The sequence below is a fragment of the Candidatus Pseudomonas auctus genome, from assembly GCF_048654275.1.
Lineage (GTDB): Bacteria > Pseudomonadota > Gammaproteobacteria > Pseudomonadales > Pseudomonadaceae > Aquipseudomonas > Aquipseudomonas pharyngis.
On the sequence record NZ_JBJYZK010000001.1, the window covers coordinates 662680 to 674865 of the forward strand.

At 58.4% G+C, this 12186-nt stretch carries 12 protein-coding genes; 4 read left to right on the forward strand and 8 right to left on the reverse strand.

Annotated features, from left to right (window positions below; all coding sequences use genetic code 11):
- Positions 1–81 precede the first annotated feature (81 nt).
- The 5 genes from ACKUG4_RS02960 to ACKUG4_RS02980 are packed head-to-tail and all read right to left on the reverse strand — an operon-like array spanning position 82 to position 4321.
- The gene (locus ACKUG4_RS02960; protein ID WP_445433384.1) at positions 82–618 is read right to left on the reverse strand and encodes a carboxymuconolactone decarboxylase family protein; all 537 of its coding nucleotides are present in this window, start codon (positions 616–618) and stop codon (positions 82–84) included.
- A gap of 36 nt (positions 619–654) precedes the next feature.
- Positions 655–1662, reverse strand: coding sequence for a zinc-binding alcohol dehydrogenase family protein (locus ACKUG4_RS02965; RefSeq protein ID WP_445433385.1), 1008 nt, complete (start codon positions 1660–1662; stop codon positions 655–657).
- Positions 1663–1696: 34 nt separating this feature from the next.
- Positions 1697–2731, reverse strand: coding sequence for an alcohol dehydrogenase catalytic domain-containing protein (locus ACKUG4_RS02970; RefSeq protein WP_445433386.1), 1035 nt, complete (start codon positions 2729–2731; stop codon positions 1697–1699).
- Between the two features lie 10 nt (positions 2732–2741).
- Positions 2742–3461, reverse strand: coding sequence for a hypothetical protein (locus ACKUG4_RS02975; protein WP_445433387.1), 720 nt, complete (start codon positions 3459–3461; stop codon positions 2742–2744).
- Complete coding sequence (locus ACKUG4_RS02980; protein WP_445433388.1) at positions 3458–4321, reverse strand: alpha/beta fold hydrolase; 864 nt, start codon at positions 4319–4321, stop codon at positions 3458–3460. Before ACKUG4_RS02980 ends, ACKUG4_RS02975 begins: the two co-directional genes overlap by 4 nt.
- 375 nt (positions 4322–4696) lie before the next feature.
- Between ACKUG4_RS02980 and ACKUG4_RS02985 the strand changes: the two genes are divergently transcribed.
- Complete coding sequence (locus ACKUG4_RS02985; RefSeq protein WP_445433389.1) at positions 4697–5650, forward strand: GlxA family transcriptional regulator; 954 nt, start codon at positions 4697–4699, stop codon at positions 5648–5650.
- Here ACKUG4_RS02985 and ACKUG4_RS02990 read toward each other — a convergent pair whose 3' ends face one another.
- The gene (locus ACKUG4_RS02990; RefSeq protein ID WP_445433390.1) at positions 5651–6565 is read right to left on the reverse strand and encodes a LysR family transcriptional regulator; all 915 of its coding nucleotides are present in this window, start codon (positions 6563–6565) and stop codon (positions 5651–5653) included.
- A gap of 145 nt (positions 6566–6710) precedes the next feature.
- Here ACKUG4_RS02990 and ACKUG4_RS02995 point away from each other — a divergent pair, with 145 nt between their 5' ends.
- From ACKUG4_RS02995 to ACKUG4_RS03005, 3 genes are all read left to right on the forward strand, one after another.
- On the forward strand, positions 6711–7757 hold the full coding sequence (locus tag ACKUG4_RS02995) for an SDR family oxidoreductase (protein WP_445433391.1): 1047 nt from the start codon (positions 6711–6713) through the stop codon (positions 7755–7757).
- A gap of 58 nt (positions 7758–7815) precedes the next feature.
- The gene (locus ACKUG4_RS03000) at positions 7816–9126 is read left to right on the forward strand and encodes an NTP/NDP exchange transporter (protein ID WP_445433392.1); all 1311 of its coding nucleotides are present in this window, start codon (positions 7816–7818) and stop codon (positions 9124–9126) included.
- A gap of 173 nt (positions 9127–9299) precedes the next feature.
- Positions 9300–10202: a bestrophin family protein gene (locus ACKUG4_RS03005; RefSeq protein WP_039768508.1), complete on the forward strand. Its 903-nt coding sequence runs from the start codon at positions 9300–9302 to the stop codon at positions 10200–10202.
- 107 nt (positions 10203–10309) lie between these two features.
- Here ACKUG4_RS03005 and ACKUG4_RS03010 read toward each other — a convergent pair whose 3' ends face one another.
- Positions 10310–11227: an alpha/beta fold hydrolase gene (locus ACKUG4_RS03010; RefSeq protein ID WP_445433393.1), complete on the reverse strand. Its 918-nt coding sequence runs from the start codon at positions 11225–11227 to the stop codon at positions 10310–10312.
- A gap of 21 nt (positions 11228–11248) precedes the next feature.
- A complete protein-coding gene (locus tag ACKUG4_RS03015) occupies positions 11249–12178 on the reverse strand; it encodes a ZIP family metal transporter (protein WP_085610298.1) in 930 nt (309 codons plus the stop codon).
- Positions 12179–12186 lie beyond the last annotated feature (8 nt).

Below are 12186 nucleotides of genomic sequence, written 5' to 3' on the forward strand. Positions count from 1 at the left end.
GCCAAAAGCGGTTGGTCGTCAACAACCTCTTTAAACTCCGATCAATAGGCTCCCCCGGTCATCTCTGAAACGGCTCAAGCCTCACGCCGGCTCAGGAAAATCGACAACAGTCTCGTTGATTCGATTGAAGACGTTGGTAAAAGTAATCACGGAGATTGCCAAGCCAATGTGGACGATCTCCTCACCACCGTATCCTGCCTCCTGAAGCGACTGCACCTGCGACTGCGCAACGCTTCCAGGATTGAGTGCCAGACTGCGGGTGAAGGCAACCAGCGTGTCTCTCTTGGAGTCCCCCGTGGACTGGCCTGCACGTATCTGACGCATTGCGTTGCCGGTCAGTCCCACCATTTTGCCGACCATGCTATGGGCCGCGACGCAGTAGTCACAGCCCGACAGCTCGCTGATCACGAGCTTGACGGTTTCTTGATCGGACTTGCTCAACGGTCCACCCGCGAGCACTCTGTCGGCGGCCAACATCGCCTTCAGCGCTTCAGGCGCAAGGGTTGCCAGTGTTGCGTAGGCATTGGGCACTCTGCCCAGCGCCAGCTTGATATTCGCGTAGACCTCGGCGGTGGAACCGCTGGCCTGATCCGCTGGAGTGGCTGTGAAATGTGTCATGGATCGATCTCTTAATTTAACGGGGACCGAAAAGCGTCAGAAACCGGCGAGGACGATTTTGCCTTTGGATTGACCGCTTTCGACCAAAGCATGAGCGCGGCGAAGGTTCTGCGCATTAATGGTTCCGAACTGTTCACCCAGCGTCGTTTTCAATACGCCGGTGTCGATCAGCTCGGCGACTCGATTGAGCAACTGATGCTGTTTGAGCATCGCTTGGGTTCGGAACATCGAACGCGTGAACATGAACTCCCAATGAAGCGAGATTGACTTGCGCTTGAGCGGCATCGCATCCAGTGATGCCGGATCGTCGATCAGCGCAAGATTGCCTTCGGGCTTGAGCAAACCAATGATCTGCTCGTAGTAGGTATCGGTATGAGTCAGGCTGATCACGTGATCGACCTCGTTCAGGCCCAACGCCTTGAGTTGAGGCTCCAGCGGTTCGCGGTGATCAATCACGAAATGCGCGCCCAGCTCGCTGACCCACGCTTTGGTTTCCTGTCGCGAGGCGGTGCCAATAATGGTCAGCGCGGTCAGTTGGCGTGCCAATTGGACGAGAATCGAGCCCACCCCACCGCCGGCACCAATCACCAACAGACTTTGCTTGTTACCAGCACCTTGCTCGATCTTCAGGCGATCGAACAGCAGCTCCCAAGCGGTGATGCTGGTCAGCGGCAAGGCTGCTGCATGAGCCGCAGGAATCGATGATGGGCGGTGGCCGGCGATGCGCTCATCGACCAGACCGTATTCGGCATAACTGCCTGCGCGGGTAATGTCGCCGGCGTACCAGACTTCGTCGCCAACCTTGAACAGATTGACCTCAGCACCGACGGCCGCCACCTTGCCGACGGCGTCCCAGCCGAGTACGCGCGGTGCGTTGGTCGGCATGCTCAGGCGCAATTTGCTATCGACAGGATTCACCGAAATGGCCTCGATTTTTACCAGCAAATCGTGTGGCCCCGGCTGCGGCACCGGCAGTTCGATATCGTAGAGGGAGTGCGGATCGTCAATGGACAATCCCGCTTGATCGTAGGCTATCGCTTTCATGGTGGATCTCCTTGCATTACGGCAATCGAGCTAATCAGGCTTTTTGCGGGGACATGACTAAAACCGCGCGCAAACGCACATCGGCTCGCATCATCCGGTCATAAGCTTCCTGGGCCTGATCGAGGGTGAATATTTCGATCAATGGGCGGATGTTCTGCAGATTGGCGAAAGCCAGTGTTTTTTCATTGTCTGGCACACTGCCGGTCAGCGCGCCGACCACCGAGCGAGCACCGAAGATAAGGTCGGTTGCATTCAGGGTGATGGGATCACCGGGTACCGCGACGACAATCAACTGTCCGCGAGGCGTCAGCCCTGGTACGGTCTGCGCCATTCCTTGCCCGGTAGGTGCGGTGCCGAGTACCACTTTGGCGCCACCGAGGGAACGCAGCACGTCAGTGACATTTTCTTCGGTAGCGTCGATGTAGCGATGAGCGCCCAAGGCCAGGGCCTGCTCGGCCTTGTCGGCGCCGCGTGCGATCGCCACGGTGTAGAAGCCCATTTTTCGGGCGAACTGCACGCCCAGATGTCCCAGACCACCGAGCCCGTGGATGGCCACCACGTCACCGGCTCGAGCGCTGGAATTGCGCAGCGCATTGAAGGTAGTCAGCCCTGCACAGAGCAACGGGGCAGCCTCGGCAGCCTCCAGTTCTTCCGGTATCCGCACCAGACCACGGGACTCGGCCAGCATGATCTCGGCATAACCACCGTCGACATTCATGCCGGTGATCACCGGGTTATGACAGTTCACTCCGTCGCCCTGGCGGCAGGACGGGCAACTGCCGTCTTCACCGCCGAGAAAGCCAACCCCGACACGCTGTCCGATCTGCCAGCCATCAACGCCTGCACCCAACGCCTCGATTCGCCCGACGACTTCGTGGCCAGGAACGCGGGGGTAGCTGATCGCGCCGGTCAAATTCTCTACCGTCGCGCTGTCGGAATGACAGACACCACAAGCCTCGACCCGGATGCGCACTTGTCCACGAGTCGGTGCGGGAATCTCGCGTTCAACCAGTTGCAGTTGTCCAGGAGCGGTCGCTACTACGGCACGGTATGTTGTACGAGTTGTCATGAATCACCTGTTATTCGAATCGGAAATCGGAGAGATCCACGCCAACGATGAGGGGCTCGGCGAGGGCGAGGTTATCGCTGGTGCGTGGATAAATGCGAAAGCGCGTCGGCAGGCGCAGGCCTTGCACTTCGGTGTAGTCACTGAGGTATCGGACCGCAGCGTTACGCCCCTGAATGTCGACCTCATAGTCATGACGGCGGAGCAACCCATCGCTATCGAAATAGAACGTCTGCACTGCGCTGTGACTGGCGATCTCGGGAGCGAATTCGACACGCAGACGACGCCATGGCAATCCATCGACGTACCAAGGCTCAATCTCTTCGGCGCGAATACCCGCGTGGCGGAGCAGGAAGGGAGAAGTCAGGTAGGTCCACATGGTGTAACCGGCGAAGTAAGCCAGTTGCGGGCGCGACCAAGGTGTTTCCATCTCGAAACCGGCGAAGGACGCACGAGGGTCTTCAAGCGCTTCGGCAAGACTGCCATCTTCGTGTCGGATCTCGACACGCGACGGTGTGTAAACCGAATAATCGCTGCTGGGGGCGAACGGCCCGTGGGAGACCTGCTGTTGGTGAAGCTGGACGGTCACACGTGAATGAGTGAGTACACCGTCGCACTGTTTGAGCGCCCAAAGGCCTCCGCTGTGATGCAAGGTGGCTGAAAGGCGCTGGAACGACTTGAAACGCTCCAATCCCCCGGCGGCATGGATAGCCAGATCGATCAGATCGCTCATTGGTCATCCTCGTCACTGCTGCTGACGAACGCTGCGATGTGCCGCGCGGCTGCACTCGGGTACTGCAAATGCGGGCCGTGACCGGCACTCGGGAAGGTGACGAGATGCAACGTGGGAAGTTGATCGTTGAGGCTGTACCAGTTTTCAACCGGGAAGACGATATCGTGATCCCCACCCAGATGCAGTACCGGGATGCGGGTGGACTTCAGCACTTGCAGCACCGCGTCTACCGGGAACACAGGATTCTTCGGACCGTCGCCAAGTTGCTCCCCCGCCCACGCATGGGGTACCTCAGGGCTGGCATCCTCCCTGACTATATTCAAGCGCTGCCACGAGCGTTCGGCGCTGGCTCTTGACGACGCGGAGTCGGGCTCGAAAAACAGCCTGACGAAGTCTTCAAAGTCGTTTTCGCGCTTCGCCATTTCATAGAACAGGGTCTCACCAGGCTTGACCAGATTCCCCGGAGGCGTAGTTGCCAGCAGCACGGCATGGCTGATCAGTTGCGGTGCTTGTGCCAATACGATCTGCGCAGCGATTCCCCCAAGCGACCACCCCCCTATGATCACCTTGCCCAACTTCAAGGCGGTAATGAGTTCAATGGCGTCTTTCGCCAGCGAAGCAGGGTTATAAGTGCGTTCGCCGCTGGACTGGCCCAAACCGCTGTAGTCAAAAATCGTGACCTGAAAGCCCTGTTCAGCAAGGCTATTGAGGAAGAGCGGATCCCAGGACTCCATCGTGCCGCGGAATCTCACGCACAGGACCAGAGGCGTGCCGCTGCCAAAGGTGCGATAAGCGAGACGCCTGCCATTGATTTCCAGAAATTGTGTGACAGCTTGTGCACTGAGGAATTGTTTACTCATGTCGTAACTTTCCGATGATGTTGCGTTAGAGTTCTAAAGACGTCAGCAGGTGCTCAATAAATATCTGACCGGTTATTGATCTGGGCTATATAGGGTTATTTCCCGCCGCCTGGTTCAGGCCGACTTTACTTAAGCAAACAATTAATTTGCGCGCAGCCCTCAAGCACCAGCCAGACTAAAAAAGCCGAAAAGTTGCAATGAATTTCAAGATTGGCCGAAATGCTAGTTGTAGTAAGTCAGTATTAAAAACGTTGGATTCAGTGTTTTGAGCGCCCGACTTTTTGCGTTACAAGTGTCACCAATATTGCATTGCGTTGACTGGAATTGAAACGACATTTATGGTCGTGGTTTCGGACATGGCACAGGGGGACAGACATGCATCGGATCGGCTATTTCTTGACGGAGGGTTTCCAGGTGATGGCGCTTGGGACTCAGTCTGTTTTCGAGTTCGCCAACGTGGTCGCCAAGGAAAAAATCTACCAGATCACCAACTACTCCATACGCGGCGGCGAGGTCACTTCATCGGTCGGCGCAACAGTTAAAACGCAGCGGGCCAGCTCTGCAGGGTTGGCTGACACCTGGATGGTTTCCGGCATCGCCGACCCCTTGGCTCGTCAAACCACTGATGAAGAATTGAAGTTCATCAAAGCGGCCGCTGGAGGTGCACGTCGCACGGCAGGCCTGTGTACCGGTGCATTCGTATTGGCGCAGGCAGGCCTTCTCGATGGCCGTCGGGTCACGACGCATTGGGCCTATGCCAAACTCCTCGAGACGCAATTTCCCAAGACTCAAGTAGAGTCGGATCATATTTTTATCAATGACGGTTCAATCTGGACGTCGGCCGGACTTTCCGCTGCGATGGATTTGACGCTGGGTATCGTCGAGAAAGATCTGGGGCAGACGATCGCCAATAAGGTGGCTCGCGTTCTCGTTATGTACCACCGTAGATCAGGCGGTCAGTCGCAACATTCACAGATGCTCGAAATCGCGCCGAAATCGGATCGAATTCAAGTCGCGCTTGATTATGCGCTATCAAATCTTTCCAGTAATTTGTCGGTAGAGAGACTGGCCAAAGTTGTTCATCTGAGTGAGCGACAGTTCAGTCGAATTTTCTATTCTGAAACTGGCTTGTCACCGGCTAAAGCCATCGAGCAACTTCGTATTGAGACTGCGAGAAACATGGTCGAGCGTGGCCATCACCCATTGGAAATTATCGCAAGGGAAACAGGCTTTCGCGACAGGCGACATTTGCGTGAAGTCTTCATTCGTAAGCTGGGAGTATCTCCACAATCGTTGAGGAGAGAAGCAAGAGAACTTGTTATCGAGTAACTAGCGTGAGTTCTCTGCAAGCTGCCGCTCGGCCCGCAGAAAATCTACAAACGCCCTGAGCGGCGAAGGCATGTGACGGCGCCCGTGGTAGTAAAGAAACGGACCGTCGAAGGCCTGCCACCAGTCCTCGAGAATCGGCACCAGTCGACCATCGGATAGCGGCTCGCGCAGAAAATCCTCGAAGGTATACACGATGCCCAGCCCGTTGATGGCCGATTGGATTTTCAAATCGTGGGATGACGTCAGCAATTGTCCTTTAGGCGGGATACGCACCACACGGCCGTCTCGATGGAACTCAAACACGCCCACTTTTCCACTCTCGAATCGATGCCCGAGCAGGTCATGGCCCGGCAGTTCTTCGGGCTGAGTAGGCGTCCCACGTTCAGCCAGATAGCGCGGGGCGGCCGCCGCCACGAAGCGCTGGCGACGTGGGCCGATGGGAACGGCGATCATGTCCCTGGCCAGGCTCTCTTCATAGCGCACGCCGGCGTCATACCCGCCAGCGTTGACGTCGACAAATGTATTGTCCATGACGACTTCGACGTTGATCCCTGGATAAAGACGCAGAAAACGCGCCAGCAGGTCGGGCAACAAAAAGCGGGCTACCGGCACTGGCACATTGAGCTTCAGCGTGCCGACCGGACGCTGAGCGTCGTCGTCCAGATCGTTGAAAGCGGCGTCGATTTCTTGCAAGGCCGGGCGCAGGCGCTCGAGCAATCGCTCGCCGGCCGCCGTTGGCGTGACGCTGCGCGTGGTTCGATTGAGCAGGCGCAAGCCCAGGTCGCCTTCCAACCGACGTATGCAGTCGCTCAGCGACGAGGCGGACAAACCCCGCTTCTGCGCCGCAGCTCGAAATCCCCCTGCCTCGACCACCGCAGCAAATATCGACACATCGGTAAGGTTTGGTTTACGCATGGATTATTCCTCCGCAGGCGGTTGACTGTACGCCATGCCGTACGGGCCATCCACCAATGCCCGACTTATCCTCGCGCGCTCGTACACCGATACTGCTCACTCGCCCCGCAAACCGGGAACCTACAACGCGAATGAGAATTCCCAGATGGTTCATTCACCCGTTACGCCGAGCATTACCGCGACCCAACGTATCCTCAAGGCAGCCCGGACGCTGTTCGCCATTTCCGCGCTGGCCAGTACACTGGCTGCGCAAGCCACTCCCCGAACAGAGCCGAAGCCGGACTGGTCAACCCAGGACATGCCCAGCCAGAATGGCCGCATCGTGCTGGTGACCGGAGGGACCAGCGGCATGGGCTATGAAGACGCGCTGGCCCTGACGCGAGCCGGTGCCGAGGTGATCATCGCCGCACGGAACGCCGAGCGCGGCCGCGAAGCGATCGCAAACATCAAGCAAGCCGTGCCCGAGGCGCGCGTGCAATTCGAAACGCTGGATCTTGCCAATCTGCAATCCGTGCGCGACCTCGCCAACCGTCTGCAAGGGCGTCTGCCAAGGCTCGACGTGCTCATCAATAACGCCGCCATCATGTCGCCGCCTGTTCGAGGCGTTTCGGCCGACGGCTACGAGATGCAGCTGGCGACCAACTACCTGGGGCATTTCGCCTTGACCGGCCTGCTGATGCCTCTGCTACGCAAAAGCGACGATGGTCGGGTAGTCAGTCTGTCGAGCATCGCCGCAGGGCGCGCCGTCCTGAACTTCGATGACCTGCAGGCTGAGCGCGCTTACGACCCGTTCACCACCTACAGCCAATCGAAACTGGCTGTACTCAAGTGGAGTATTGAGCTGCAGCAGCGCAGCGATGCCGCCGGTTGGGGGATACGCAGCATCGCCGCTCACCCCGGCGTTGCCGTGACCGAGCTGATCGCCCGAGGGCCTGGCCTGGACAGTGAATTCGGCAAACAATGGGCTGTAGAGCGGGACATGTACCATTCCGCAGCGCAGGGCGCACTGCCCACACTGTATGCGGCGACGGCGCCGGAGGCCGTCGGCGGAGCCTACTACGGGCCCACCGGTGATAACAAGAAGCGCGGGCCGCTGGGCTTCGCCAAGATGCCTCCGGCCGCTGCCGATCGCTCGAATTCCGACGCGCTGTGGCAACTTTCCGAGCGTCTGACCGGCGTGACCTACCGCTGACCAACCCGGCACGGGCAAGCCGCGTGCCATTGCCTCGACACTCCTACAGGAGCGCAACATGGATATGTCCCTTCTCGCCCACCGCACGAGCGCCATCATCAATGCCGAGGCTCACGAGCTGCGTCCCGCGCTCAATGGCTTTGTGCTGTTCGTTTGCCTGTTCGCCGGCTATTTCATGCTTCGTCCGATCCGTGAATCGATGGGCATCACTGCCGGCGTCGAGAACCTGCAGTGGCTGTTCACCGCGACCTTCTTCGTCATGCTGGCGGCCGTTCCGCTGTTCGCCTGGCTCAGCACACGCGTGCCGCGCCTGCATTTCGTAGACTGGGTGTACGGATTTTTCTGCGCCAACCTGCTGTTGTTCGCAGCCTTGTTCCTGGGCGAGGAAAGCCCGTGGCTGGCGCGAGTGTTTTACGTCTGGATATCGGTCTACAACCTGTTTGTCGTATCGGTCGCCTGGAGCCTGATGGCCGATGTATTCGACAGTGCCCAGGCCAAACGCCTGTTCGCTTTCATCGCGGCGGGCGCCAGCGTGGGTGGCCTGAGCGGCCCTGCTCTGAGCGCCTTGCTGATCGGTCCGCTGGGCGAGTCCGGCCTGATGCTGCTGGCCGCTGTTCTGCTGGGCACTGCGATGTTATTCAAGCGCAAGTTGATGCGCTGGCGTAATCGGGGTGGCGCAGGACGCCCAGGTGCAGCGCCGAACGAAAGCCCCCGCAGGCCGTTGCCGGGCAATCCCTTCAGTGGGATGACGGCGATTTTGAAATCACCTTATCTGTTCGGCATCTGTGGCTTTGTGGTGCTGCTGGCCACGGTCACCACTTTCCTCTACTTCGAGCAGGCACGTGTTGTCGCCGACCACTTCCCGGACCGCGAGTCGCAGGTGCGCGTGTTCGGCATCATCGACTTTGTCGTGCAGGCGGGCGCCTTGCTCTGTCAGTTGTTCATCACTGGACGCGTCGCCCAAAAGCTAGGTGTCGGCGTGTTGCTGGCAATGGTCCCGCTGGTCATGTGCGCGGGGTTTATCGGACTGATCTTCGCACCCGGCTTTGGCCTGATCGCCGCGCTGATGATCGTGCGCCGCATCGGTGAGTACGCCCTCGTTCGCCCAGGCCGGGAGATGCTGTTTGCCCCGCTCGATGCCGAAAGCAAGTACAAGGCAAAGAACGTCATCGACACCGTGGTCTACCGCGCCGGCGATGCCATCAGTGCCTGGGCGAAAAGCGCGCTGGACGCGCTCGGCCAAGGTGCAGGCATGGCAGCGCTGGTCGGCGCGTTGTGTGCACTGCTATGGGGTCTGCTGGGATGGCGGCTCGGCGAGCGCGCAGACCGACGATCCAGTGTGTCGGCAGCGCGGCAAACCCCCGCCTAGTGTTCAAGAGTCTTTGAGAGAGCGGACGAACACCTTTTTGCTCGGTCGCTCTGTCAGTTCCCTCCTGCGTTCGCAGATTGACTGACGGTTGGCTGCTTCACCAGGGAACTGCCGGTGCCAGGCGTCGTCCGAGCTTAAGCGTTTAAGCAAACTGCTCGACACGAGGTTTCCGTTTGAAAGCTGCCATCGTCAAAAAATACCGCCTGATCATCAAGACCCTGGGCTACGTGGGCTGGTCTCTGTTCTGGTTGCTGCTGTGGGACATCGCCGTCACCGTCGACTTCATGCTGTTTCTCAACGCCAAGCTGAACCTGCCGCTGATGCCGCTGACCTTGCTGGGTTCGGCGTTGATCGTATTGATCAGTTTTCGCAACAGCAGCGCCTACAACCGCTGGTGGGAAGCGCGGACGTTGTGGGGGGCGATGATCAACAACTCTCGCAGCTTCGCCCGGCAGGTGCTGACGCTGCTGGACGATGCCGGCGGCGAGGTGAATCCGGTCAAATCCACCCTGCTGCGCCGCCACGTCGCGTATGTGAATTGCCTCGCCGCGCATCTGCAAGGCCAGCCTTGTCCCGACGAGGTGCGGGCGTTTATTCCCGCCGAAGAGTTCGCCCGCAGTGGCACGACCAATAACTTTGCCAACGACATCCTCACCGGCTCCGCGACTTTGCTCGCCAAGGAATACAAGGCCGGGCATCTGGACAGTATTCGCCTGGCGCGGCTTGAGTCGACGCTGGTCGACCTGTCCAACAGTCAGGGCGGCATGGAGCGGATCGCCAATACCCCGCTGCCCTACCCTTACGTCTATTTTCCGCGGCTGTTTATTTCGCTGTTCTGTTTGATCGTACCGGTGGGACTGGTCGAATCCCTGGGCTGGTTCACGCCGCTGGCGTCGACCGTGGTGGGATTCATGCTGCTGGCCATCGAACGCATCGGCACCGATCTGCAAAGCCCGTTTCGCCACAGCGAACACCAGATTCAAATGGAAGCACTGTGCGAAACCATTGAAAAGAACTTGCAGTCGATGCAACGTGATTCGTTGGGTGATGTGCGCAGGCTTGAAGAGCACGCCTGAGGCGCTGCTTCAGCATCAGCGTGATAGCGGGTCTCCCCTTTTCTTTATCAGGTGTAGAGCGACTATTGATGAGACGAGCGTGTGCGCTCCAGGCCAGCCTTGGTGTTTCAGTTTGCGATCCTCGGTGCCTTCTCTTCTTCGTCGTAATGGCGGCGAAGAAATTCGCGGACCAGGACGGCAGTTCGTCCAGCGCTGGTCACCACAAAGAAATGTCCCTCACCCTTCAGAAGGCGAAGTTCTGAACGTCGAATTGTGCGGCGCAGGATATGGCCGTTGTACGCCTGTATTAACGGATCGCGGTCGCCGGCAAGAATCAGCGTGCGTTGAAGCAGCCGGGACAAGCGAAGCAGGCTTGTCCATCCGATCAAGGCTGCGAGTTGGAAATAGTAGGTTCGCGGATTAACAGAGAGCATGCCCTTCATCACACCGAACCGCAGCAGCGTCTGAACTGAATGGCCGGTTCTTTCTTGCTGGTGCGTTTTGGTGTTTTTACTCTTGCGGAAAAAATCCATCACGTCTGCAGGCTTCATCAACAGCAATGGGCCGGGAGAGGTCGCCGCGAGGATCAACCTGCGTACCCTGCTCGGGTAACGCAGAGCGAATTCTTGAGCCAATGCACCTCCCCAACTCACACCGAACACATCGACCTGGTCGATCCCCAATTGCTCAAGCATCCCCGCAATCACGTCGGCATGGCGTGGCAGGCGAAAGGGCCAACGGGGCATTTGCGACTTGCCGACTCCGGGCACGTCCAGCGTAATGGTCATGAAGTCGTCAAGTTCATTGCGCAGCGGATCGAAGGTACGAATCAAACCACCCAAACCATTAAGCAAAAGCAGCGGAGAGCCTTGACCGCAGATCGAAACGTTCAACTGCAAGCCCTTCGTTGTCAGCCTGTGCGTTGTCATGATTTCTCCTTGCTGCACGTGTTGGTCAGGAGTCATGGCCTTGGACTTCTCATCAAGCACGGCGCCTTTGCCAATTTCCTCCAGCGGCTTCTTTGACTCTTCAACCAAGTCTTTCAATGATGAATGGGAGGTAAAGGGTCAACCCAAAGCCGTATCGAGGAACATCATGACCCCGAAACCGAGCATCAACCCCAAGGTTGCAGGTGTCTCATGACCATTGCGATGGGTCTCGGGAATGACCTCATGGGACACCACAAAAATCATCGCGCCCGCCGCCAGACCGAGCGCTATGGGATATCCCAATGCGAAGCTGCTCGAAATCCCCAAGCCGACGATCGCGCCAATGGGTTCCATCAACCCTGAGCCCACCGCAATAAGCGCAGCGCGAAGCGCTGAAATCCCGGTCACGCGTAACGCAAGCGCCACAGCCAGGCCTTCGGGAATGTCTTGAATGGCGATGGCAGTGGTTAGCGGCAATCCCACCTTCATATCGCCATTGGCAAAGCTCACTCCAATGGCCATCCCCTCCGGCAAGTTATGCAGCGTGATTGCCAGAACAAACAGCCATACGCGATTGATGCGCTGCGCTTCTGGCCCACGGCGACCGCTTTTCTCATGTTCGTGAGGCACGAATCGATCCAGACCGACCATCAGCGCTACCCCCAGTCCCAATCCTGCGACGACGACGCAGGCTGCGAGCAACTGGTTACCGTACAGCGCCTGGGCGGCTTCGATACCCGGAAGAATGAGCGAAAACGAACTGGCGGCCAGCATCATTCCGGCGGCGAAGCCGAGCATGATGTCCTGCGTTCTGGCGGCGATATCGCGTAACGCAATCGCTGCCAACGCACCTATGGCCGTCGCAGCGAAGCCTGACATGCCGCCGAGAAATGCAAAGTGAAGATTTTGTTTGTTGGCGCCGACGAAGGCGCCGTACCCGCTGATCAGCAAGCAAAGCGTCACGCCAATCAGAATTGACCAGAAGGCTAGCCCGCCCCATCCGGATTTTGAGAGCCGAACAAACCGTGAGCGAAGTGTTGCGCCAGATGAGGTCAACGGCTCGGACATCGCACCCT

Bases quoted from the DNA above. Each gene is read 5' to 3' on its own strand.
- ACKUG4_RS02965 (WP_445433385.1), bottom strand. From the start codon at position 1,662: ATGAAAGCGATAGCCTACGATCAAGCGGGATTGTCCATTGACGATCCG.
- ACKUG4_RS03015 (WP_085610298.1), bottom strand. From the start codon at position 12,178: ATGTCCGAGCCGTTGACCTCATCTGGCGCAACACTTCGCTCACGGTTT.
- ACKUG4_RS02990 (WP_445433390.1), bottom strand. From the start codon at position 6,565: ATGCGTAAACCAAACCTTACCGATGTGTCGATATTTGCTGCGGTGGTC.
- ACKUG4_RS02995 (WP_445433391.1), top strand. From the start codon at position 6,711: ATGGTTCATTCACCCGTTACGCCGAGCATTACCGCGACCCAACGTATC.
- ACKUG4_RS02975 (WP_445433387.1), bottom strand. From the start codon at position 3,461: ATGAGCGATCTGATCGATCTGGCTATCCATGCCGCCGGGGGATTGGAG.
- ACKUG4_RS02970 (WP_445433386.1), bottom strand. From the start codon at position 2,731: ATGACAACTCGTACAACATACCGTGCCGTAGTAGCGACCGCTCCTGGA.
- ACKUG4_RS02960 (WP_445433384.1), bottom strand. From the start codon at position 618: ATGACACATTTCACAGCCACTCCAGCGGATCAGGCCAGCGGTTCCACC.
- ACKUG4_RS03000 (WP_445433392.1), top strand. From the start codon at position 7,816: ATGGATATGTCCCTTCTCGCCCACCGCACGAGCGCCATCATCAATGCC.
- ACKUG4_RS02985 (WP_445433389.1), top strand. From the start codon at position 4,697: ATGCATCGGATCGGCTATTTCTTGACGGAGGGTTTCCAGGTGATGGCG.
- ACKUG4_RS02980 (WP_445433388.1), bottom strand. From the start codon at position 4,321: ATGAGTAAACAATTCCTCAGTGCACAAGCTGTCACACAATTTCTGGAA.